20 protein-coding genes and 3 pseudogenes are annotated in these 22394 nt (G+C 48.9%); 14 read left to right on the top strand and 9 right to left on the bottom strand.

Annotation, left to right across the window (positions count from 1 at the left end):
* Positions 1-171 precede the first annotated feature (171 nt).
* From MRBLPE1_RS04635 to MRBLPE1_RS04620, 4 genes are all read left to right on the top strand, one after another.
* Positions 172-1941 (top strand): DUF5605 domain-containing protein, encoded by a 1770-nt coding sequence (locus tag MRBLPE1_RS04635; RefSeq protein WP_364142130.1) that lies wholly within the window; start codon positions 172-174, stop codon positions 1939-1941.
* Between the two features lie 14 nt (positions 1942-1955).
* Complete coding sequence (locus MRBLPE1_RS04630; RefSeq protein WP_364142127.1) at positions 1956-3074, top strand: glycoside hydrolase family 5 protein; 1119 nt, start codon at positions 1956-1958, stop codon at positions 3072-3074.
* Positions 3075-3616: 542 nt separating this feature from the next.
* Positions 3617-7009, top strand: coding sequence for a GH36-type glycosyl hydrolase domain-containing protein (locus MRBLPE1_RS04625; protein WP_364142125.1), 3393 nt, complete (start codon positions 3617-3619; stop codon positions 7007-7009).
* Positions 7010-7087: 78 nt separating this feature from the next.
* Positions 7088-8071: a LacI family DNA-binding transcriptional regulator gene (locus MRBLPE1_RS04620; protein ID WP_364142122.1), complete on the top strand. Its 984-nt coding sequence runs from the start codon at positions 7088-7090 to the stop codon at positions 8069-8071.
* A gap of 152 nt (positions 8072-8223) precedes the next feature.
* On the opposite strand, the gene MRBLPE1_RS04615 is transcribed toward MRBLPE1_RS04620, so the two are convergent.
* Positions 8224-8376 (bottom strand): hypothetical protein, encoded by a 153-nt coding sequence (locus MRBLPE1_RS04615; protein ID WP_364142119.1) that lies wholly within the window; start codon positions 8374-8376, stop codon positions 8224-8226.
* A 124-nt stretch (positions 8377-8500) separates the two neighbouring features.
* On the opposite strand from MRBLPE1_RS04615, the gene MRBLPE1_RS04610 reads away from it, so the two are divergent.
* From MRBLPE1_RS04610 to MRBLPE1_RS04590, 5 genes are all read left to right on the top strand, one after another.
* Complete coding sequence (locus MRBLPE1_RS04610) at positions 8501-11158, top strand: LuxR C-terminal-related transcriptional regulator (protein WP_364142117.1); 2658 nt, start codon at positions 8501-8503, stop codon at positions 11156-11158.
* A gap of 87 nt (positions 11159-11245) precedes the next feature.
* A complete protein-coding gene (locus MRBLPE1_RS04605; RefSeq protein WP_364142114.1) occupies positions 11246-12490 on the top strand; it encodes an NAD(P)/FAD-dependent oxidoreductase in 1245 nt (414 codons plus the stop codon).
* A 245-nt stretch (positions 12491-12735) separates the two neighbouring features.
* Complete coding sequence (locus tag MRBLPE1_RS04600) at positions 12736-14649, top strand: Ig-like domain-containing protein (RefSeq protein ID WP_364142111.1); 1914 nt, start codon at positions 12736-12738, stop codon at positions 14647-14649.
* Positions 14646-15044: a hypothetical protein gene (locus MRBLPE1_RS04595; RefSeq protein ID WP_364142109.1), complete on the top strand. Its 399-nt coding sequence runs from the start codon at positions 14646-14648 to the stop codon at positions 15042-15044. Before MRBLPE1_RS04600 ends, MRBLPE1_RS04595 begins: the two co-directional genes overlap by 4 nt.
* Entirely contained in the window at positions 15037-15603 is a 567-nt protein-coding gene (locus MRBLPE1_RS04590; protein ID WP_364142106.1) for a hypothetical protein, read from the top strand. The genes MRBLPE1_RS04595 and MRBLPE1_RS04590 overlap by 8 nt, the downstream gene beginning before the upstream one ends.
* A gap of 211 nt (positions 15604-15814) precedes the next feature.
* On the opposite strand, the gene MRBLPE1_RS04585 is transcribed toward MRBLPE1_RS04590, so the two are convergent.
* Together MRBLPE1_RS04585 and MRBLPE1_RS04580 are read right to left on the bottom strand one after the other, a co-directional pair.
* Positions 15815-16117: a helix-turn-helix domain-containing protein gene (locus tag MRBLPE1_RS04585; RefSeq protein ID WP_364142103.1), complete on the bottom strand. Its 303-nt coding sequence runs from the start codon at positions 16115-16117 to the stop codon at positions 15815-15817.
* Positions 16118-16172: 55 nt separating this feature from the next.
* Positions 16173-16526, bottom strand: a pseudogene (locus MRBLPE1_RS04580) (AraC family ligand binding domain-containing protein); the annotation flags it as partial.
* Positions 16527-16582: 56 nt separating this feature from the next.
* On the opposite strand from MRBLPE1_RS04580, the gene MRBLPE1_RS04575 reads away from it, so the two are divergent.
* The 4 genes and pseudogenes from MRBLPE1_RS04575 (at position 16583) to MRBLPE1_RS04560 (ending at position 18538) form a co-directional block, all read left to right on the top strand.
* Positions 16583-16717: a hypothetical protein gene (locus MRBLPE1_RS04575; protein ID WP_364142100.1), complete on the top strand. Its 135-nt coding sequence runs from the start codon at positions 16583-16585 to the stop codon at positions 16715-16717.
* Positions 16718-17022: pseudogene (locus MRBLPE1_RS04570) on the top strand (Gfo/Idh/MocA family oxidoreductase); the annotation flags it as partial.
* A gap of 90 nt (positions 17023-17112) precedes the next feature.
* Positions 17113-17697, top strand: coding sequence for a Gfo/Idh/MocA family oxidoreductase (locus MRBLPE1_RS04565; RefSeq protein ID WP_364144497.1), 585 nt, complete (start codon positions 17113-17115; stop codon positions 17695-17697).
* A gap of 16 nt (positions 17698-17713) precedes the next feature.
* The gene (locus MRBLPE1_RS04560; protein ID WP_364142097.1) at positions 17714-18538 is read left to right on the top strand and encodes a sugar phosphate isomerase/epimerase family protein; all 825 of its coding nucleotides are present in this window, start codon (positions 17714-17716) and stop codon (positions 18536-18538) included.
* A 215-nt stretch (positions 18539-18753) separates the two neighbouring features.
* Here the strand turns inward: MRBLPE1_RS04560 and MRBLPE1_RS04555 are convergent, their stop codons facing one another.
* Entirely contained in the window at positions 18754-19485 is a 732-nt protein-coding gene (locus MRBLPE1_RS04555; protein ID WP_364142094.1) for an NADPH-dependent F420 reductase, read from the bottom strand.
* 154 nt (positions 19486-19639) lie between these two features.
* Between MRBLPE1_RS04555 and MRBLPE1_RS04550 the strand changes: the two genes are divergently transcribed.
* Positions 19640-19999 carry a winged helix-turn-helix transcriptional regulator gene (locus MRBLPE1_RS04550; RefSeq protein WP_364142092.1) on the top strand — a complete coding sequence of 120 codons (360 nt, stop codon included), beginning with the start codon at positions 19640-19642 and terminating at the stop codon, positions 19997-19999.
* A 77-nt stretch (positions 20000-20076) separates the two neighbouring features.
* On the opposite strand, the gene MRBLPE1_RS04545 is transcribed toward MRBLPE1_RS04550, so the two are convergent.
* The 5 genes and pseudogenes from MRBLPE1_RS04545 to MRBLPE1_RS04525 form a co-directional block, all read right to left on the bottom strand.
* A complete protein-coding gene (locus MRBLPE1_RS04545; RefSeq protein WP_364144495.1) occupies positions 20077-20295 on the bottom strand; it encodes an IS3 family transposase in 219 nt (72 codons plus the stop codon).
* Positions 20287-20340: pseudogene (locus MRBLPE1_RS04540) on the bottom strand (hypothetical protein); the annotation flags it as partial. The pseudogene MRBLPE1_RS04540 and the gene MRBLPE1_RS04545, both read right to left, overlap by 9 nt.
* Positions 20341-20522: 182 nt before the next feature.
* Positions 20523-20819: a transposase gene (locus MRBLPE1_RS04535; RefSeq protein ID WP_364142089.1), complete on the bottom strand. Its 297-nt coding sequence runs from the start codon at positions 20817-20819 to the stop codon at positions 20523-20525.
* Positions 20820-20890: 71 nt separating this feature from the next.
* Positions 20891-21541, bottom strand: coding sequence for a discoidin domain-containing protein (locus MRBLPE1_RS04530; RefSeq protein ID WP_364144492.1), 651 nt, complete (start codon positions 21539-21541; stop codon positions 20891-20893).
* The gene (locus MRBLPE1_RS04525; RefSeq protein WP_364142087.1) at positions 21510-22328 is read right to left on the bottom strand and encodes a discoidin domain-containing protein; all 819 of its coding nucleotides are present in this window, start codon (positions 22326-22328) and stop codon (positions 21510-21512) included. The genes MRBLPE1_RS04530 and MRBLPE1_RS04525 overlap by 32 nt, the downstream gene beginning before the upstream one ends.
* Positions 22329-22394 lie beyond the last annotated feature (66 nt).

The raw sequence follows: 22394 nt of genomic DNA, 5'->3' as shown, positions 1-22394 counted from the left end.
TTTTGATGACATGCCGAAATGCTGCGGAAGTCAGATTATCGAAAGCGGAAAGTCGTATTATTGGTGGGTGTTCTGCCGGATAGTTCTTTAGAATGAGAATCAAAGCAATAGTGTAGAAAACGATTATACACAGCAAGGCAAAAAACCAGAACAGTAGGGAGATCAATGAACATGACCTTTACCGAGAAGACCCGCATTGGCACGATCTACAAAAATGAAGCGGCCCGCGCGATTATCATGCGCCGGATACCGGCGCTGCACACAGCTGCGCCGCATATCGCGTCCCTCTTCAAGAGCCTGTCCCTGGATCAATACTACCAATTTAATCAAGAAGAGCTGTCGCAGCCGGATTGGATAGCGGAAACGCTGTCCGAGCTGGCTGATATACCTTATGAAGTGTTAACCGTAGAGCAGGAACCCGAATTGATTCCGTCCACCGATTACGAGCCTGCCGATGTCCCGTCAGCTTCCGCTGTCGTTCAGGCGCCTGCCCAGGCCGAACAATGGGGCGTTTACGAAATCGAGCTTAAGGGCCCAAGCCACGGCAATCCATTCACGGAAGTTTCCCTTCATGCCGAGTTCAGTTCAGGCGACAAGACCATCCGAATGGGGGGATTCTACGATGGAGACGGGATATACCGCATTCGCTTCATGCCGGATATCCAGGGTGACTGGAAGTTCCGTACATCCAGCAATGCGCGTTCGCTCGATGGGATTGAAGGTTCCTTCCGGATTGTAAAGCCTTCACCAAGCAACCATGGTCCTCTGCGTGTGAAGGATACTTTCCATTTTGCCTACGCAGACGGAACATCTTACATTCCCGTGGGGACAACCAGTTACGCGTGGACTCACCAAGGGGACGAATTGGAGGAACAGACGCTCGAAACGTTGAAAGCTTCCCCGTTCAATAAGATGAGGATGTGCGTGTTTCCAAAATCGTACCTGTTCAACGAGAACGAACCGGTCTATTATCCCTTCGAAGGATCCTTGGCGGAAGGCTGGGATTACACCCGACCCAATCCGGCATTCTTCGAGCACCTAGAGAAACGCATTGCCGATTTGGACATGCTGGGCATCGAGGCAGACCTCATTCTGTTTCATCCTTACGACCGCTGGGGCTATTCGGAAATGCCTCCGGCAGCGGACGACCGATATCTTCGCTATATCACGGCACGGCTTTCCGCATACCGCAACGTGTGGTGGTCGCTGGCAAATGAGTATGATCTAATGTGGTCCAAGGAGGAGGATGATTGGGAGCGGTTTGCAAAAATAATCAAAGAAAACGATCCGGCCGACCATCTCATTTCGAACCATAATTGCCTAAGCTTTTACGATTATAGCAAGCCGTGGGTTACGCATTGCAGCATCCAGCGCATCGACGTGTACAAAACCTCGGAGGCAACGACCGAATGGCGCGAGAAGTGGAAAAAGCCCATCGTGATCGACGAGTGTGCATACGAGGGGGATATCGATCAAGGCTGGGGTAATATCAGCGGAGAAGAGATGACCCGCCGTTTCTGGGAAGGCGCGGTTCGCGGGGGATACGTTGGCCATGGCGAAACCTATCTCAATGCGGAAGAAATTCTATGGTGGTCCAAAGGCGGTAAACTGACGGGAACGAGTCCGGATCGGATTGCTTTTCTTCGCGGAATTACGGAAGCAAGCCCCGGAGGCGTGCTCAATCCGCTGCCGTCTGACTGGGATGTGCCTTGCGCGGGAATCAAGGACGAATATTACTTGTATTATTTCGGATTCAACCAGCCTCGTTTCCGGAAATTCAACCGCAAGCCGGGAATCCGGTACCAGGTCGAAGTGATCGATACGTGGATGATGTCCATAGAGAAGCTTCCGGGTACTTATGAGGGTTCTTTCCGAATCGAGCTCCCGGGGAAAGCATACATGGCTGTGAGATTAACGAAGGTTGACACGAAACACGAATAAAAAGGAGAACCAAAATGAAACAAATCAAAGGTGTTAACCTAGGGAATTGGCTTGTTTTGGAAAAATGGATGAATCCCGTTATGTTCTCCGGAACGGAATGCGAAGATGAGACATGGCTATGCAGAACCTTGCCCCATGATATAAAGGTCGACAGATATACCCAACACAGAGCTGCCTACATTACGGAACGTGACTTTGCTTATATTGCAAGCAAAGGATTAAACACTGTACGTATTCCCGTTCCCTATTTTATCTTCGGAGATGTAGAACCATTTGTAGGCTGCGTAGAGTATCTAGACAAGGCATTCAACTGGGCAGAGAAATACCATCTTCGGATTCTGATCGACCTGCATACGGTTCCGGGGAGCCAAAATGGTTTTGACAACGGCGGAATTTGCGGAGTGTGCAAATGGAGCCAGAATCCGGAGGCAGTGGAGTTTGTGCTGACACTGCTGGAGCGTCTGGCGCAGCGCTATGGAACTAGGGAAGGATTATGGGGCATTGAGATCCTCAATGAACCTATATCCGAAGAAGTGTGGAATCTTGTCAATATACCCGATCGCTATCCGGCAGTCGATAAGGAAGAGGCGGAGGGTTCCGGTCCGGTTCCGAGCGAGTTTCTGCGAACCTTCTATGTTGAGGCGTACCACAGAATGAGGAAGCATTTACCGGAAGATAAGGTTATTGTATTCCATGACGGGTTCCGGCTCCATGAGTGGAAGGATTTCATGAGACAAGAGGAGTTTGTTAATGTTGCTCTTGATACGCATTTGTATCTGATGATAGCAGAAGCAATGGGCTGTGAGAACAATTTGGATGCCTACATCTATTACATCGATAATAACTTTGCTAAAGATGTTGCCGAGATGCAGGCCTATTTCCCGGTCATCGTTGGAGAGTGGTGCCTCTTCAACAATACCGAGGGACTGAAAGAAATGAACGAAGAAGAGCGGAAGCACCTTTATATGAAAATTGCTAATGCACAACTGCAAGCTTGGGAGAAGGGGCAGGGTTGGTTTTACTGGAGCTATAAATTACTGTTGGATACGGTCGGCGATTCATCGTCAGAAGGCTGGGACAGCTGGGATATGGGCAAGAGCATTGAGCAGGGGTGGCTGCCTGATCGGTATTGATGCGCAGAATTCCGGTATCCATTTCACATGCCGAACGCCTATTTAGGCTCTGTAGAGAGTAATGTAAATTAATATGCGAGCGGTAATGAATAGTATAAAACACAAACAGATGCCTGTACGCAGGCATCTGTTTTTTATTTTGGTTACATTAATTCGTACAAGTGGAGTTCAACGTACCTTCAGAATGCGGGGCGTCAGGACAGATCATATTCGCTAACGGTGTACAAGCCAATCTCTATTCCGCCGCCTCGAACGATGCGAGCAGTATGCTGCTGCCACACCTCATGCAACAAAAACGTTCGCCACATATATTTAGAATTTCTTTTTACGTTGTGAAACGTTTCGATGGACAAAATTCAAGCCCTTATTTAGAACGAAAATGGTCTATTATTGGTAAAAATAATGTTTCTTTCTATCTGAAATAGTCATTGACGACTCATTTTTAATTGTTTATAATCCAGATTAGGCATCAATAGAAACGTTTCGATTTCATGAATCATGAGTTAATAGATAGCTAAGCAAGCAGAAAGGCAGTGGGAAGCATGGAAGCTGTAATCGATACGCTAAAGGCGATGGATTTGGTACAAATAAAAGCGGGGGACCTGACGTTTGATTTTCTAAACAGCGGGGATCTTTCGAGAGCCGTTCATCAAGGAACGATGCTGAATCAAGTGGTGTCGAGTTCTGTTGACGGTTCGCTTAATAACATTTATTTGCGCATGCATAGCGCAGAAGGCATTGCTTGCGAGCCGCTGCTTGGCATTCGTTCAACGAGCCGCATGTCGGCTGCCGGCGGACGCCTGCTATGGGAGGGGACCGCGTTCAGCGCCATCTCCTACCGGATTATTTTCACCGCGACAAAGCATGGCATCTGGTTCTGGGATGTAACGGTTGATTCGCAAGGAAGCGATGCGAAGATCGACATCATTTATGGTCAGGACATCGGACTCGCCGATATCGGCGCGGTACGGACTAACGAGGCTTATATGTCGCAGTATGTCGATCATAAGGCGTTTAAAGACGAGGAACAAGGCTACGTGCTGTGCTTCCGTCAGAATCAGCCGATGCAAGGCGGCGCCTTTCCTTATATGCAGCATGGCTCGCTTACGGGAGCGGCTGGCTATTCGACGGACGGGTTCCAATTCTTCGGCCTCAGCTATAAGGAAACGGATGTGCCTGAAGCGCTTGGAAAGCCTAAGCTGGCGAATGAAGTATACCAATACGAATTCGGATATGCAGCGCTGCAATCGGAACTTACCCGGCTTAAAGGGGAAGCGCGCTTTGTATTTTACGGCTTGTTCAAGGCAAATCATCCTTCTGCTGTCGATTCGTTGGCATTCGGCGCGGATGTACGGAGCACTTGGGAAGAGGTTGAGCGCAACAAAGAGACGGATCTTACAGTTGATTCTGAGCCTGTCGTAAAAGTTGGGTTCTCGGCTGCCATCGGTTCACCGGTACGTACGGCATCGATAACTTTGGCTGAGATTGACGTTTATTTCCCCATCCGTCATCAAGAAGAGTGGCAGGATGGCAAGCTGCTTTCTTTCTTCACTGACAGCCATGAGCATGTTGTGCTGAAGGAGAAGGAGCTGCTTGTTGAGCGTCCGCATGGTCATATTCTGATGTCCGGCGGCAACGACAAGATGACTGAGAACGTAATGACGACAACTTCATATATGTACGGCATTTTCAACTCGCAGCTGCTGACAGGCAATACAAACTTCCATAAGATGCTTACAAATGCCCGCAGCGCTTTGAATACGCTCAAGACATCGGGTCAGCGCATCTATGTAGAGCTTGAAGGGACGTACCGCCTGCTCACGATGCCTTCGATGTTCGAGATGGGGTTCAACTATGCCCGTTGGTATTACAAAATGGCAGACGATACGCTTATGATCACGAATTTTACGACAGTCGATACGCCTGAAGTGCGTCTCCACTTGCGTTCGGTTAAAGGGAAGGCTTATCGCTTCCTCGTTACGAACCAAGTGTCGATGAATAACAATGAATATGAGCTTCCATTCCATATGGAGCAAACGGATAGCGTGCTTACGTTTCAAGCAGACCGTGAATCGATTAGCACTTCCGTCTTCCCTGATCTGCAATACCGGATGACTGTTGACGGAGCGGACATGACAGCAGGCGATGAAGGTTTGCTTATCAGCGGCGTTAAGCCTGGGGCAGCGTCGTTAGTGGTTCTTTCGCTTGGCGCGAGCGCAGAGTGGACGATCACCATGCAAGGACTCTTGCACGGTGAGAATCTGCCGCTCGCAGAACGGAAAGCGGGGCAGGAGATCGAGCGCTACCGTGAGTTTTTCCAGAATGTGATGAACGGCTTCCGCTTATCCGGGGAAGGAACTGCTGGAGCTGCGGCTGAGCTGGACAAAGTGAACGCATTGGCATGGTGGTACACGCACAATATGCTCGTCCATTATTCCGTTCCGCATGGCTTGGAACAATACGGCGGCGCAGCGTGGGGAACGCGCGACGTCTGCCAAGGGCCGACGGAATATTTCATGGCGATGCGTAAATACGAGCAGGTTGCGGAAATTCTTAAGACGGTTTATTCGCATCAATACGAGGATGACGGCAACTGGCCCCAATGGTTCATGTTCGACCGGTACTTCCGCATTCAGCAGGAGGAGAGCCATGGCGATATTATTGTCTGGCCGCTGAAGGTGCTGGGCGATTATCTCGCTGCGACGAAGGATTACAGCATTCTGCAGGAACGCGTTCCTTATACGGTACGCCACAAGGGTGAATTTACGGCGGAATCGGCAACGCTGCTTGAGCATGCGCTGAAGGAAATTGCTTATATGAAGGATCACTTCCTTCATGACACGCATTTGTCTTCGTATGGCGACGGCGATTGGGATGATACGCTTCAACCGGCAAATGCGCAGTTGAAGCAGTATATGATCAGCAGCTGGACCGTAGCGCTGACGTATCAGGTTATTGCGCAGTTTGGACGAGTCATGGAGTCCGTAGATGCGGTGCAGGCAGCTGAGCTTACGGAGCTGGCATCCGCGATCAAAGAAGATTTCAACCGATATATGCTTCAGCAAGAAGTTATTCCGGGCTTCGTCTATATGGAGGAGCCGGGCGATGCGAAGCTGATGCTTCACCCTACGGATACGACTACAGGCATTCAATACCGACTGCTCCCAATGACGCGCAGCATGATCAGCGAGCTGCTGACGGAGGAGCAAGCGGCGGAGCATTACCGCATTATTAAAGAGCAGCTGTACTGCCCGGATGGCGTGCGGCTCATGGATCGCCCTGCGCAGTATGCAGGCGGCGTAAGCACGAACTTCAAGCGAGCGGAGCAGGCAGCGAACTTCGGCCGTGAGGTTGGTTTGCAATACGTGCATGCTCATATCCGCTATGTAGAGGCAATGGCTAAGCTGGGCAAGACCGATGAAGTGTGGCAAAGCCTGCTCATGATTAATCCAGTCGGACTGCGCGATGTCGTGCCAAATGCAGAGCTGCGCCAAAGCAACTCGTATTTCAGCAGCTCCGACGGTAAGTTCAATAACCGTTATGAGGCGCAGGAGCGCTTCGGCGAGCTTCGGGAAGGCACGGTGCCGGTTAAGGGCGGCTGGCGGATTTATTCAAGCGGCCCCGGCATTTATATGAACCAATTGATTTCGAATGCACTCGGCATTCGTCAATCCGAGGGCGAGATGGTCATCGATCCGATTCTGCCTGCCAAGCTGGACGGCATGCAATTCGAATTCATGTGGAACGGCCTGCCGGTTACCTTTGTCTATCGCATCAGCGATGCAAAGCAGATAACAAAAGTAACGATTAACGGCAATGAAATGCCGCTAATACCGTCGGCTAACCGCTATCGCACAGGCGGTATGCAATTGGCAGGCGAGCAATTGAAAGCAAACCTGAATACGGCATCCAACCGGATAGAAATTTTTATGTAACATGCAGACTGGCGGTATCCAAGAACCGCCAGTCTTTGTGCTATAATGAACGGACAATGATAGATAGGAGCGAGTGCTGTGGTTAGTATTAAGGATATCGCTAAACAAGCGGGGGTCTCGATCTCGACGGTTTCTTACGCGCTTAACGGCAGCCCTAAGGTGACAGATGAGACGACGGCAAGAATACTTGCTATCGCCAAGGCATTGAATTATGTCCCGAACGCTGCTGCAAGATCGCTCAAGACGAGGGAAACGAAAATTATCGGTGTCTTTCTTACGGACTTCAGCGGCGCGTTCTATGGCGATCTCTTGCAAGGAACGAAGGAGATTTTGACGCAAAAGGGCTATGACCTTATTGTGTGCAGCGGTAAGCAGTCCCATCGAATGCTGCCTGAGCGGATGATCGACGGAGCCATTATATTGGACGAGACATTCGGCAGCGAAGAGCTGCTGAGCTATGCGGACCGCGGTCATAAGCTCGTTGTGCTGGATCGGGAGCTTTTGCATCCGAATATCAATCAGGTGCTGCTAGACAACAAGGCGGGAGCTATGCTGGCGGCGGAATATCTTATCGAGCAAGGTCACCGAACGCTTTACGTCGTAACGGGACCTAGCGGCTCGTATGATTCGAAGCAGCGGCTGCAGGCAGTCACGCAAGCGGTAGAACGGACAGCTGGCGTTAAGCTAATCGTAATCGAAGGCGACTTCAATAAGTCGGCGGGGGAGCGGGCAGCCGCGAGAATCATGGCAGAAAACAACGAAGATTTGGTCTCCGCCTCCGTGTTTTGCTTCAACGATGAGATGGCGATCGGCATGTTTAATTATTTGGCGGGGAACCATCCAAACATTCGGATCGGGGAACAAATTCATATCGTTGGGTTTGATAATATGGAGCTGGCTTCGTATACGCAGCCGCGCCTATCCACGATTGATTATTCGAAGCGCAAATGGGGCGCGCTTGCTGCCGAGCAGCTGATCAAGCTTATAAGCGGCGATTCGGTGGAAAATGAACGGATATATGTTACGCTAATCAAAGGTAATTCAGTCAGTATGGCGAAATAAACCAAAACAGGAAATAAACGAAGAGATTCTCTATCCATAGGATAGGGAATTTTTTTGACTAATCGCAACATCCATATTTAATGTCCGAGTTTCGCTTTTCAAAACAGGACCTAAAATCCTGCGGTAGGTGCTTCGTGAAAACCATTGAACAATCAAGGATTTTCAGGTCTAAAGCGAAGCGTTAGTGCCTTCAGCAGCACATTAAATAGAGTAACAGCCAAGGCCGAGTGATATTCAGGAACTACTCCTGATTGTCGCCCGGCTTTTTCTCGTTCTTTAACCCCATAAACAAATTTATGCTCCATGAAATCCGAATCGACTCCCGTGAATGGAAATTTTGTGTGAATCAACTGTTTAAGAGGGAGGAATCGGATAGCTTATTCGTGAATACATCATAAAATGGGAAAAAATGAGAAAAGGTGAACGAATATGACGGATGACAATAAAGCGGCAGATCCTCATCAGGTGGAAGGGCTGCTGAAAACGAAGCTCTATTTGCCCGATAGTACCCCATCTCACATAACGAGGAGCAGGCTGAATCAACTGCTTGAACGTTCACTGGACGCTCGTCTCACAACGGTTGTCGCGCCCCCCGGATTCGGCAAGTCGACGCTTGTGAGCAGTTGGATTCGGCAAGCCGGGCTGAAGAGCGGCTGGGTGTCCCTTGATGCCAGGGAAAACCATCCCCTGCGATTTTGGCGTTATTTGCGAGGCTCGGTCGAGCAAGCGCTCCATGTAAATCTTGGGGAATCCGGCCTTGGCGGGTTCGAATCCGCCGAGAGGCTATCGGCACAGCTGCTGCATACCTTGATCGAATTATCGCGTCAAGGCGAGTCCTTGATGCTTGTCCTTGATGATTATCATGTGATTGCAACGGAATCTATACACGAAGCGCTCTATGACTGGCTGGGCAAATTGCCTTCGACCGTTCACCTTACGCTAATCAGCCGGCATGAAATCCCGATTCCGTTAGGCGCCTTGCGGGCCAATGGAAGGTTGAATGAACTCAGCTTGTCCGATCTGCGTTTCACGGATTCGGAAATTGATTCTTATTGGCACAAACAGACCGGAGCGCCTCCGGATGGCATGACCCTTCGTCATCTCGTTCGCAATACGGAAGGATGGGCTGCTATGCTGCAGTTATCGGCGCTATCCTATTCTGCCGGACAATTTGGCGGCGTTATCAAGCCGCTAACCGGACGCAATCGGCATGTGGCTGACTATTTAATGGAAGAGGTATTCAATCATATAGCTGAAGAAACCAAGCGCTTCGTACTCCAGACCTCGATTCTTGATCGATTATGCCCTTCTTTGTGCAGCGCGGTTATGAATGAGCCCGATGCAGGATATAGAATTCAAGAACTCGTGCGCCGGGGATTGTTTTTGATTCCGCTTGATGATGAACGAGAGTGGTATCGGTATCATCACCTGTTTGCGGATTTTCTGCGCGTCAAGCTCCAGGACGAAGAACAAGCAGGGATCGCCTTGTTGCATAACCGAGCGGCTGCATGGTACGAACGCCACGGCTTCCTGGAGGAAGCCATTGATCATGCGCTATTCGCTGGAGATGAGCACAGGGCGGCAACATGGATGCAGCAGCATGCCCATATCTGGTTGAAGGTTAGAGAGACGGTGATGCTTCGCCGCTGGCTCGAGCGATTGTCTACGCATACCGCGAACGAACCAGGCAATCTGCTGCTCTTGCTCTGGATAGATCTGATGGATGGACAGACAGAACTGGCCGAGGCGTTGCTCCGAAAGCTGAATACCGCACTTGAGAGTATGAAAGCCGAGCCGCAGGCCTCGGGATTCTTCCGTATGCGGGAAGAAGTCCGGATTATTGAGAACTTTCATTCCGTCATGAGCGGAAACTTCGATCATGCGCTTGCGCTTATTCAAGAGTACGGTGAGAGGGAGGATTTGCCTGATCCTGAGACACCGCTGCTGCTAAGCCTAGGACTTGAGCTAAATGAGGGAACAGTTCCGTTTATTCGCGGGAACTTCGGCTTTAACGGCCGGATTGATTATGCCGGTAGCTACCACCGCGCATACGGTGAATTTATCGAGAAGAACGGTTTGCATGAGAGTGCCTATACTTCCTACCAGCAGACCGCAATGGGAGAGGTTTGTTATTTGCGCAACAAGCTGCCTCTCGCGCGAAGCTATGCGGAAGAAGGACTCCGGTTAGGAAGGAAATTCGGTACGATCGGTTCTTACGTTCCATCAGTACTCCTATTATCGAATATTCTAATCGCGGAACGGCGAAATCACGCATCGCTAGATGTCATGGAGGAGGCGATGAGGCATTTGCGGAACCATCATCAGCAAACGTCAGCCTGGTACAGCAAGCTTGCGGCAAGCACGGTACTGCGTCAGCTTCAATTAGGGAATCCGCTGACTGCGCGCGAATGGGCGGATGAGCACAAACGGATGGCTGCGGAACGGACAATCTCTAGGAGTGCCTTGTTCCCTAACGATGAAGATTTCGTTTATATCCAGATCTTAATGGGGATAGGAGAGTGGGAAGAGGCCTGCGAGAGAGCGCTTGATGCATTGACTATCACAGAGACGCGAGGGAATCGATTAAGCGAGCTCCAGGCGCTTCTTCTGCTTAGCGAGATCTATGCGAACAGGAATAATTCTATAGAGAGCGGATGCATGCTGCTTTCAGCGGTACGGGTTGGCTGCCAGCATGGATGTATCCGGCCATTCCTGGATGCGGGACCTGCTGTTATGGAGCGTCTGGTCAAGTACGAGGCGGCTTCTTCCCACACCTCGGTGTGGTCCGAACAAGAGCGGGGCTTTATCCAAATGTTGGGTCATCATTCGGAAAATACCGTTGTGGGGGATGCCCAGGCAGTTGCATTGTCCTCCAGAGGCTCCATGGATGTCCTGACTGCAAGAGAAAGGGAGGTATTGATCCTTATGGCGCAAGGGTTATCGAATAAAGCCATTGCAGCCGAGCTTGTCCTGACGGAAGGAACCGTGAAGCTTCATCTCCACCGGGTGTATAGCAAGCTGCAGGCGCAGGGCCGGGTACAGGCTATTCGAATTGCGGAGAACAGCGGGCTGCTAGGAAAGTTATAACCTGCTTCTATATCTTTCGATAGACGCTGCCCGGCCTCATACGGAGGTAAGATGGGGGCATAACGAAAGAGAGGAGGAGAATTAACGGTGAAAACGGATTACGATGTCATCATTGTCGGCGCTCGAATAGCAGGCGCAACGCTTGCCTATGAGTTGGGGCGAGCCGGTTATGAGGTGCTGCTCGTCGATAAAGGACATTTTCCAAGTGACGTGCTGTCCACCCATAATTTATTCAATAATTCGCTGGCGATGTTGAGAGAGATGGGCGTATTGGATAGGCTGCTCGCCTTGGGAACACCTACTTATAAGCGGGCCTATGTACAGTTGGAGGATGCGATCATTGAAGGGATATTTCCAGAGGTGAATGGCGAATCCGAATGCCTGTGCATTCGCCGGACCCATCTGGACCGCATTTTATTCGAACACGCCTGTTCGCTGGAACAAGTCCATGCTCTGCAGCATTTTCGGGTGACCGGTCTACTGCGCGAAAATGAGGTTGTTTCGGGAGTCGAGGGGGTACAATCCGGCGGTGAAGCCGTGCAATATACAGCCAAGCTTGTTGTTGGAGCGGATGGCAGACACTCAACGATACGCTCATTGGCTGGAAGCAAATGCCTGACGTCTATGCCCACCGACTTTGCCTCTTATGTGGGTTACTTCAAAGGTTTTTGCCAAGAACATGAGCCTTGTTCGGAGTTTTATAAGCTCGGGGAATTTATCGCGATCGTGTTCCCGACCAGTGATCATCTTCATGTTGTCGGACTCATGTTTCCGCTCGCTAACACGGCCTTGACGAGCCGAATGAAGGCGAACGCGGAGAAGGGCTTTCGGGAAGCCATTCAATCCGGCTTCGGAGAAACATCCTTCGCTTTGAGGCTTCAGGAAGCGGAAGCGGCTGGTCCGATTCGCGGTCTGCAGGGCTATGACAACGATTGGCATGAAGCAATGGGCAAAGGGTGGGCCTTGATTGGTGATGCACTGTCTTTCAAGGATCCTGCGATCGGGCAGGGTATGCATGATGCCATGTACAGCGCCAGGCTGCTGAAGGAGGTAGTTGGCCGGCATGGATTAGAGAACTTCCAGTGGGAGAAGATGGCGGCGCACTATGAAAGCGAGCTGATGAACAAGTTTCAGCCTCTGTTTGGATTAGCCTGCGAGATGACTCGCAATGTGCCGTATACACCGGAGCAAATAATGGTCAACCGCCTCATTGCCGCTCATCCGCAGGCAACGAGCGCCTTTCTCGGCATGTATAATCATGCGAACGAGCCTGGGGAGCTGGGGAGGGTGATCGGTGTGCTATCTCATTCAATTATTCAGGAGGAAATCTAATGTCCAAAGAACCGATGATTAAGCTTCAGCCGGGAGGCGAGGCGCCTATATTAAGCTACAATGTTCCCGAAGGGACTACGTATAGCGGCAGAAACTTTATTGATTTGTAGTTTTCAGAGAGCTATTTCAAGCCCAGCAACGCTGGGGCGGCATCGTTTGCTGTTGAGCCTGCACTTGATCAAACCGGTGCGTATTCGCAAGATGACTTTAAAACGATCGGAATTGATGCGGCGGAAGTCGAACGGATGGAGCTGCAAGGCAAGAAGCTTAACCTTTATCGTTCCTTATCCGGAAACTTAATCTATAACTTTATTGATAACGAGGTGAATAAGGAAGATCCTTTCGTATCCAGCACTTCCGGTCTTCGTCCGCTTGCGGGCGGCGAGCCTATCGTTGCGATGAGACCAATCGAAGATCCGGACCCGGATCCAGACCCGGAACCCATTCCAATCGACTTGTCGGTGGAAATCACATCGCCGGCTGCGGGCGCTACGATCAATGGTCCTTTTGCCGGTGCGTCCTTTAATATCACGGGCACGGCTGTCGTATCCTCCGGCGGCGGATCAATAAAGAAAGTTGAGGTGCAGGTTGGGAACGGGGCCTTCCAGACGGCTGCTTTAACCGGCGGAACCTGGACGCTTGCGAACGTCGTAGTGACTACTGCAGGAGCGCTCAAGCTCGCAGCCAGGGCGACACATAGCGGGGGAACCACAAGCTTGCGGCAGATTAATGTGAATGTGGCCCTCGCACCGCAGCCGGACACACAATTGCCTGCTGTTCAGATTTTATCTCCTGCAGCCGGCCAAATACTCCCCGGTACTGGAAGCACCGTCTCGATAAAGGTAGAAGGAACGGCATCGGATAATAAGCTGCTCACCAAAGTGGAGTTATCCGTCGATGGTGGAGCGCCTATGCTAACTGAGGCAGGCAATGGATGGGCGAATTGGTCCAAGACCATTACGCTCGCTGCCGGCTCACATACGCTCGTTGCCAAAGCTACCGACGGCAATAACAATACGAATAATCACAGCTTGACGTTCAGCGTGGATACGATAGCTCCCAAAATCACGATTTCCAAGCCTCTTGGCAATACCGAAATAACAGGCAGCGAGCTCCAAGGTGCAATGATCGAGGTTACCGGAACCGCACAAGACGAGAATGGAATTCGGAAGGTCGAGCTTTCCTTGGGCTTAAGCCCTGTTTGGATCGAAGTTCAACCTAAGGCGCCGGGAGACTGGTCAGAGTGGAATGGGTTTCTATTAGTCAAGGAACCCGGACTTCAGACGGTTCATGCTATGACAACGGATAAGGCCGGCAATACGGCAGCAACAACGGTGGCCGTAAAGGTCGTCATCATTCCGGAAGTCATCTCGAGGCTGAAGCGCCTTATTATTGTTGAGCAGTACCAGCTCTCTTCTTATCTTGGTAATTATGGAGCTGGCCGGACGCTAAAAACGTTCTCGCTTCTGCCAGGGGAAAAGTCCAAGATTAGTGTGCGAAGCTACACCCAGAGCGAGACAACATCCAAGAGTGCCTCCAGTGTAGTGGATTCTTTTACGGATGAGAGCGCGATTGATCTGGAGAAATCGATGGCTAACGAACAATCCAATAGAAAAGGTTACGAAGAAAGCTTCAAATACAAGGTGAGTGCAGAGGCCAAGGCGAGTTGGGGCTTCGGAAGCGCTTCTATCAACGGAGAAGTAAGCGGAGGCACGAATGGCGCAAGGGAGGAATTTGCGAAAAATATGTCGAATGCCGTTCAGAAGCATGTGGCGAAAGCATCATCCAACCGTGACATGCAGGTTAACACAAGCTATGAGACAAAGACATCTTCCTCAGAAGAAACGGCTATCGTTAGAGAGATTGAGAATATCAATGTCGGGCGGACACTTAACTTCGTGTTCCGCCAAATGAATCAGGAGTTTATTACGCTCCTTCATCTGACTGATATCCGAATTGGATTTTTCAGCGTAGATATGGTTAATGGAAAGGAAGTGCCGGCCTATCGTGAAGTGACGCTGCCTCAGCTTGACGCGCTGCTGAACGACACAATTGTACCTAATAACGGGCGGTTGTCCGTAAGTCCATTCTGCATCAGTTGGTTAATGTGTTCGATTATAAGGATCGGCATCATACCTTTGTTGAGGATATCGTCATGAAGGATACGGAAGGAAAAGATATCCCCTATTCCAACTATTTGCGCGTGAAAAAGGACTATACGTCAACCTATAAGGATGAAGCATCAGGGACGGAAATCAAGGTGGCGGGCATCATAACAGCGGCGAATAAACATGTGCTTCGCACGGAAGGAATGATTGTGGAGGCGCTGCTTGGGCAAGGGAATGCGCTTGACGAATATTCGGAGAACTTGCAAAAAGAAACCATTCGCGCCAAAAAACTGGAAAACGATCTGTTGCGGGAGCGCCAGCAGCGGGAAGACCATGCACAGCAAATCTTGAATAATCGTGACAGTGCGGCTGCGGCTATTTATGCGAAGCTGTTCTACCCGCCGGTAAGCGAGGAAGAAACTGCAGAGGTTAAATCCGATGAGTAATCTTGTCCCAAAAGCATTGGGAAAGAGCAGCAGTGTAGCTGCAACTTCGCCTTTGGCCAATAGTGACAAGGTGACGGGCACTTCGGCAGCTAGCGTTCCTGCTGCACAACCAGCCAAGCCTGTATTAAAGCTTCATGACAAAGTTCCGGATAAAAGCGAGTCGGATGCAGTGGGCGCCATTACAGCTAAGGTAGTACGGGGCACGCCGGAGTTTTCCGCTCTTGTAAAGAACACGAATGCGGATATTGTGTTTAAGGACGAAGAAGCTGCAGAGGCGGATAAGATGATGACTCCCCGCATGGAGGAGAAACTGAACGAGCTCGCTGCACTGGTTAAGATGGAGTGGCCTGGGAAGAAGCTCCGGGTGACGGAATGCTGGGATGAAAACAATGAGCATAGTGAGACCAGCACGCATTATGAGGGCCGTGGAGTCGACATCAACATCAGCGACTTGGATGGAGGCAAGCTTGGGAGGCTTGGGCAGCTCGCGGTTGAGGCCGGATTCGATTGGGTGTTCTTTGAGGACAACAAGCATATCCACGCCTCAGTTAAGAAGTAGTGTGCTGGGAATAAGGCAAAGAGATGACAAGTCATCAGGAATATCGTCAGTATAAGTTTTATCGCAGACTCAATGGCCACGTTATCGTAACGTGGCTTTTTTTTATTCTTTCCCTAAATCCGTATTGACCGGAGAGTTTAGCTTGAAAATAGGTAACACTGCCACCTCATGATTTTGTGTCCATAACGTCTGCTGAGGGATCGTTCAAAAACTATAGTAATCGGTTGCGATGCCGGAACTCACGGGGCGATACGCCGGTCTTTTTTTTGAAAAGCTCATTAAAAAATGCGACATTGTGGTATCCCACGGATGCGGCGATATCGCTTACCTTTCGATTAGAGCTTTGAAGCAAATCGCATGCTCGATCCACTCGGATATTTTGAAGATAATCGGTCACGTTCATGCCGGTATGCTTGGTGAAGAGCCTAAGAAATTGTCGCTCCCCGACACCTGTCAGGACAGCAAGCTCATGGGTCTTAATCGTTCTATTATAAGCGGTATGAAGGAGCTGCATCGCCTCGTCCTTACCAGGGATAGGGCTTACGGCCGGAGCCGAAGATGAGCTTGCTTCACATCTGCACAAATAGACAAGAAGATTGACAATGCCGGTACAACGCAGCTTCCCGTCCCATTCGATTCGTCGAGTATTCTTCCAAAACCTGCTGGAACAGCCTGTGGAATTCTCCGTTACGGTCCAAATAACGGCGAATTTGCTTATGCGTTAAAATCGAAAGCAGATCAATCCCGCCTGGAAAGGCGTGCAGCAGCTGTGTCAACGCCTCGAGCTTAATAATGCAATTGTAGACAACCAAGCTGCGATCCTTTGCAGTGGATGTCGGCCGATAAACATGGGAGACGCCGATGGGAATGAGAAAGATATCGCCGCGCACGACTTGAAGAACGTTGTCCCCAATATGATGGGCACCGCTTCCCTGGCGAGGATCGTTTTTTTGCCGAGGTCGGGGAAGCGATTCTCCCGATGAAAGAGATCATTCATGCTGCGGGTGAGTCCGGAACGAAGTGGTTAATCGTAGAACAGGACGAATGCCGAAGATCGCCGTTTGATTGTATTGCGACAAGCTATCATAATCTAAATTCGATGGGGGTCATTTAATTGGCAAATGAAATTCGTGTCGGTCTGATCGGATACGGTTATGCAGGCCGGACCTTTCATGCGCCGGTTATCTCTTGCGTTCCGAATTTATGGTTAACAAAGGTCGTGGAACGCAAAAGCAAGCAATCCAAGGAGCGATATCCTTGGGTTGAAGTTGTTGATGATGTCAATGAACTATTAACGACAATGAAATTGATCTAGTCGTCGTAGCTACCCCGAGTACGGATCATTTCACATTTGCGCGGGACGCCCTCCTTGCAGGTAAACATGTTGTGGTCGAGAAGCCTTTTACAGTGACTGCTGGGGAAGCAGATGAACATATTGCATTAGCGAGAAAAAAACGGAAGATGCTTAGCGTATTTCATAATAGGCGGTGGGATGGTTTTGATCCCGTAATGAAACCTGGGAACTGGCGAGAAATCTCAGCGCCGGGAACAGGTGTTTTTTATGACCTTGGCATTCATTTCATCGATCAGGCCTTATGTTTATTCGGGATTCCGAATAGTATTGAAGCAGATGTCCAGATTCAGCGGGAGAACGGGCTTGCTGCCGATTATTTCGATGTCATATTGCGGTATAATGATCATCTCAAGGTCATTCTCAAATCTTCCCGTTTTGTGCGGGAACCGGGTCCCAGGTATAAGCTGCACGGCTCGAAAGGTTCATTCATCAAATATGGGAGCGACCCTCAGGAGCCGGCACTGATTGCTGGCGGCACTCCTGATTCCGTACGGGATTGGGGAAAAGAAGCAAAGGTATTCTGGGGGAAGCTGAACGCTTCCATAGGCGGGCTTCATATCGAAGGCAGAATGGAGACTCTACCTGGCAATTATGCGGATTTCTATCGGAATGTATATGAACATATTGCCGGTAATGAGGAGCTCGAGGTAAAACAGGAAGAAGCAAGAACGGCGGTTTGGTTAATGGAATTGGCGTTAAAGAGCCATAAAAAAGGCAGATCGATACCCGTTACACATTAGCGAGAGGGAGATGAATATGTTTCCATTCAAAACGGCATTAAACGCCTCTACTTTATTCCCATTTCAATTGGATGTTGAACAGCAAATTCAGGTGGCAGCCGAGGCGGGTTACGAGGGCATTGAGTTATGGGTAGGCGATATTCAATCCTACATAAAAAAAGGGGGAACCACGGCGCAACTGCGTTCGAAAATGAATGAATCCGGCATTCGGCTTGTAAATGCCATCGCCTTTTTTAAATGGGCGGATTCGGACGATGATACCCGGGCTCAGGGCTTGATGCAAGCCGAAGAAGAGATGCTCCTTCTTGCGGAGCTTGGCTGCGAGGCCGTCGCCGCTCCTCCATTCGGCAATGTGGAAGACGTAACGCTTGATCAATTTGCGTATTACTTCTCCAAGCTTTCCGAAATGGGCCATAAAATCGGAGTTGAACCTTACTTGGAATTTTGGGGCAGGGCAAAGAAACTTTCAACCCTTTCCGAGACCTATCAGATTTTGGCCAAAAGCGGACTTAAAGATTCGAAGATTTTACTGGATCCTTTCCATATGTATACTGGCGGAAGCGATTTTGAATTATTGAAAGAGATCAACGGATCCCATATTGGAATATTCCATGTGAACGACTATCCTGAGAGTCCGTCCTCTGATGTCATTCAAGATAGGGAAAGAGTGTTTCCGGGGGAAGGCATAGCGCCCTCAGCCAGACTCGCAAAACTTTTATATGACGCAGGTTACAGAGGCTTCTTGTCCTTGGAGCTCTTCCAAGAGAACTATGGACAACGAGATGCATTAGAAGTAGCAGCGTATGGCTTGAAGAAAATGAAATCAGCATACAGCGTATAATTGCTAACCTAACATTAGAAAATTATTTTAAGTAACGCTTGAACATCAAAAAAGAACCCCTCCAATCGGCGAGGTCAAGACCCAATATTGTAGACAATGAAAAAAGCCCTATGAACTGAACTGTTTAATGACAAAGCGGCAGACCAAATTCTGGTCCGCCGCTTCTATGATTGAACTATCGATCCCAGTTATTTGAAGGTACATGGATTTGTAATTTATGAATTAAATACTTCTCTATTTGCTTTAACAACATCATGAATGGAAAATGTACCACCTGAAGCTACCAGCTTTTCCATCACCTTATCGCGCAGAAATGGCGCTTTTTCTTTATTCGCTTTAGTTAAGGCTATGGTTAATTGCTCTTTTGTAAGTTCGGTGCAGTACGCAGGGGTTCCTGGCTGTTGTCTCCACGAATCGCTTAAAGAACCACTATCTACAGCGTCGAAGCCTAGATCGTTTGCGACACCTATAATTATTTGTTTATGGGATAGGTCATCACCAGCAATCGCTATGGCAATGCGTCCATAAGTCCCTTCGGGAGTTCCATGATGTTCTAACGTATAGGCTAAGAAATTGTTGAAAGCTTTAATGATAGGTCTACCTAAATGTTTGGATACCCAAACACTTTCAACCATCCCGTTCTCAATTTCTTCGATTTTACCGCTTATTTGAGGATAATAATTTGAAGTGTCTACAACGACTACTTCCTTCCCAACTTTATCTGTAATGTTGCGAATGCTTGGTAATGCGTGGAAAGGGATCGATGTTATAAGAACATCAATATTTTTAATTACATCTTCTACGATCACAGGTGTTCCTGTAAGATTTTTCCCTTCCAAGCGTTCAATCCCACGAGCATCTGCAATCTTGACATCATGTCCATTATCAACCAATTTTTTCGCAATATTAGACCCAATTGGTCCTGCACCTATAATTCCAAATCTCATTTCCATTCCTCCAATATCCTATTTTAGGGTCCCCTGATTGAGTAATCTGTGTACATGTACTAATATATATACGTTGCTCGGAAATTTGAAGAAGGCAATTAAAATTGACATAGTACACTTTTTCGTACCTAACAGCAGAAATGAGTTGATTAAGGTGTCTAGAATAAATGAAGATGAATTTAGTGAAGAATGTAAGAAAGATCATAGAGAAGTATATGGCATCGCCTACACTCAAAACATACTTTCGGGACGTTGGAAGTATCTAATACTTTGGTTTTTAAAGTTTAACCCGCATCGATATAATGAAATTAAGACTCGTTTAGGGGGACTTTCACAAGGATCCCTAACCAAACAACTTCGAGAATTAGAAGCGGATGGCTTAATTAGTCGCAAAATTTATCCAGAGGTTCCTCCGCGTGTAGAATATTCATTAACATTAAAAGGAGAGGAATTAATTCCTATTATTGATTTAATGGAAGAATTCGGGAAGAAGTTTGGGGATAAAATAGATTAACACAAATTGGATATCTTAAATTAATCTGCCCATTAGCTTAGTGAAGTCCAGTCTAACATTTGATTTATGTCTAATACTCATGCTGTAAATTGTAGTCGATACTCAATTGGCGTCTGTTTTTTTAATTTAATTTGTATTCGTTCATTATTGTAAAATCGAATGAACTCCTCAATTCGTTGTTGAGCCTCGCTAATTGAACTAATATCATAGGGGTAGAGTGCTTCCGTTTTCAGATGCGAGAAAAAACTCTCCATTGCGGCGTTGTCTATACAATGTAATACTTTCTTATGATTCACCGTTTCATTGTACTGACGTTCTAACTCACCTTGGATTCTCCTATAGCCGTACGTTCGCTAACGCTGTAGATAAATCGTCTTTATCCGCTGCTTGATTACGCCATCAGGGTCTGCTTGCTTACGCTTAAGATATCGATAGTATGCGCTCCTCCATACATCAAGTAATTCACATAGCAGAGTCACTGGGTAAAGATCAGATAACTCCTCGATAATTGCATACTTGCCTTTCACACCTCCCGTTTCCAGATTTCTAAGCACTTTTTTAGTACCGTATTCTCCCGTTGAAGTTGTTGGTTGTAACGATCCTTATCTATATACTCTTCTCGGCGGCCTCTGTTATCCAATAATCCGTATTCGCCTTGTTTCCTGAATTTATACACCCATTTACGAACTCTATCTTTATCTTGTATTCCATACTTTTCTGTAATCTGCTTGTACGTCCATTTATCCTCCTCGTGTAAACGTACGGCTTCTTTCCTAACTTCATTTGAATACAATTTATTCGTTTGCTCTCTTTTTCTCATAAAAATACACCCCTAAAGTATCATCGGTTTCCCATATGGGTTTATCCAATGTCTACTATAAGGGGTGCACTTCAGCGAGCCTGCGCCGAAGCCGCATTTAATGTAACGCCGGAAATGGAATTGATTTTGCCCATATCGACTTGGAACCATTGTCCGTTAGCCTGTGAGGAGCCATTCGCCCAGCGGGTAGAGAGACTACCGTCCAGCGTGTTGCTAGCTGTCGTTCCGCTTCCGGATGCGGAGCCGGTTGTGCTCCAGCCTGAACGGTTCAACAGCGAGGGCGCTGCGTTGTAGACACGGAACTCGGCAATGGACCACCAGTTAGAAGCTGAGCCTGTCTGTATGACCTTCATGTACCGGGCCGTCTGAGTCGGGACAAATACCTGAACATCCTGGCCGATACCCGTACCCGTGGAGATGGGGCTTCCCCAATTGACGCCATCGTTAGATACGTAAATACTGTATCCCCGGGGCTGATCTCCGCTGCTTGGTCCTGCATCGATGGAGATTTTGTTGAAGGTTCTTGCGGCAGCCATGTCAATTTGGAACGATTGTCCGCTCGTTTGCGCAGTACCATTCGTCCACCTTGTTGCGGAATTGCCGTCAAGCGTGTTGCTTGCTGCATTCGTTCCGCTAGTTGCCGAAGCAGTAGCCGTCCAGCCGTTACGCGGCAAGAGTCCAGTCTGGCTGTTATAAACCGATGCATCGGCGCAATGGACCACCAATGGGCTGCGCTCCAGTTAATGCTATTCGAATAAATGACTTGGTCTGGGAAGCAAAAATAATATTGGTCATGTTGTTCGTTCCCGAACCCGATGCGATGGGGCTGCCCCAGTTCACGCCATCAATGGAGGTGAAAAGCTGGTAAGTGACCGGAGAATCATTCACAAGGTTCCCCATATTCAAACTAACTTGATCGAATGTCTGGGACGATCCAAGGTTCAACGTAAAATTTTGGCCCGCTGCTTCACTTAAGCCGCTCGTCCAAACCGTACTGGGGTTGCCGTCGATGGCCTGCACGGCGGTATAGGAGCCGTTCGTATTCGAAGCAGAAGCACTCCAGCTGCTGCGTGAAAGCGAATTGCCGGTAGTTGACGACCATTTGTATGTGGCAACTGTATCGCCTGGAATCGTATCGGTGATTTGCCCGTCCGGCGTCACGATTTTAAGTGTTTTTGCCGATGTATTGCTGTCCGTTGCATTGCTTCCGTTTGGACCGGGCGTGCGGTTGACTACGATGACGACGATGGTGCCGTCGGGATTCTTAAAGGCGACGTTGATTACATCGGTCCCGATTGCGCCTGTGCTGTCGATCCGGATCGCGCTGGCTTGGATATAGCGGGAGAATTGGCCGAACGTGTAGTACCAGGCATTCAGCTTATAGGTACTGCTGCCCGGCGCGCCGGCCCATGAAAGCTGAGAATCGACCCAGAAATCCGGATCCTGCGCAGGATCCCGGTAATTCGTTGATTTCATTATAAATCGGCCGGTTCGCGCATTATATCTCACTTTGTTTAGTTCTCTTATCTTATATTTGCAAGATGGTGAGGAGGATAACAAGCGAATCGTTACCGT

The organism is Paenibacillus sp. LPE1-1-1.1 (genome assembly GCF_040676435.1).
Taxonomy (GTDB): domain Bacteria; phylum Bacillota; class Bacilli; order Paenibacillales; family Paenibacillaceae; genus Pristimantibacillus.
Note: the sequence above shows the minus strand (reverse complement) of the source record. Positions and strands in the feature narration are given on the sequence as shown.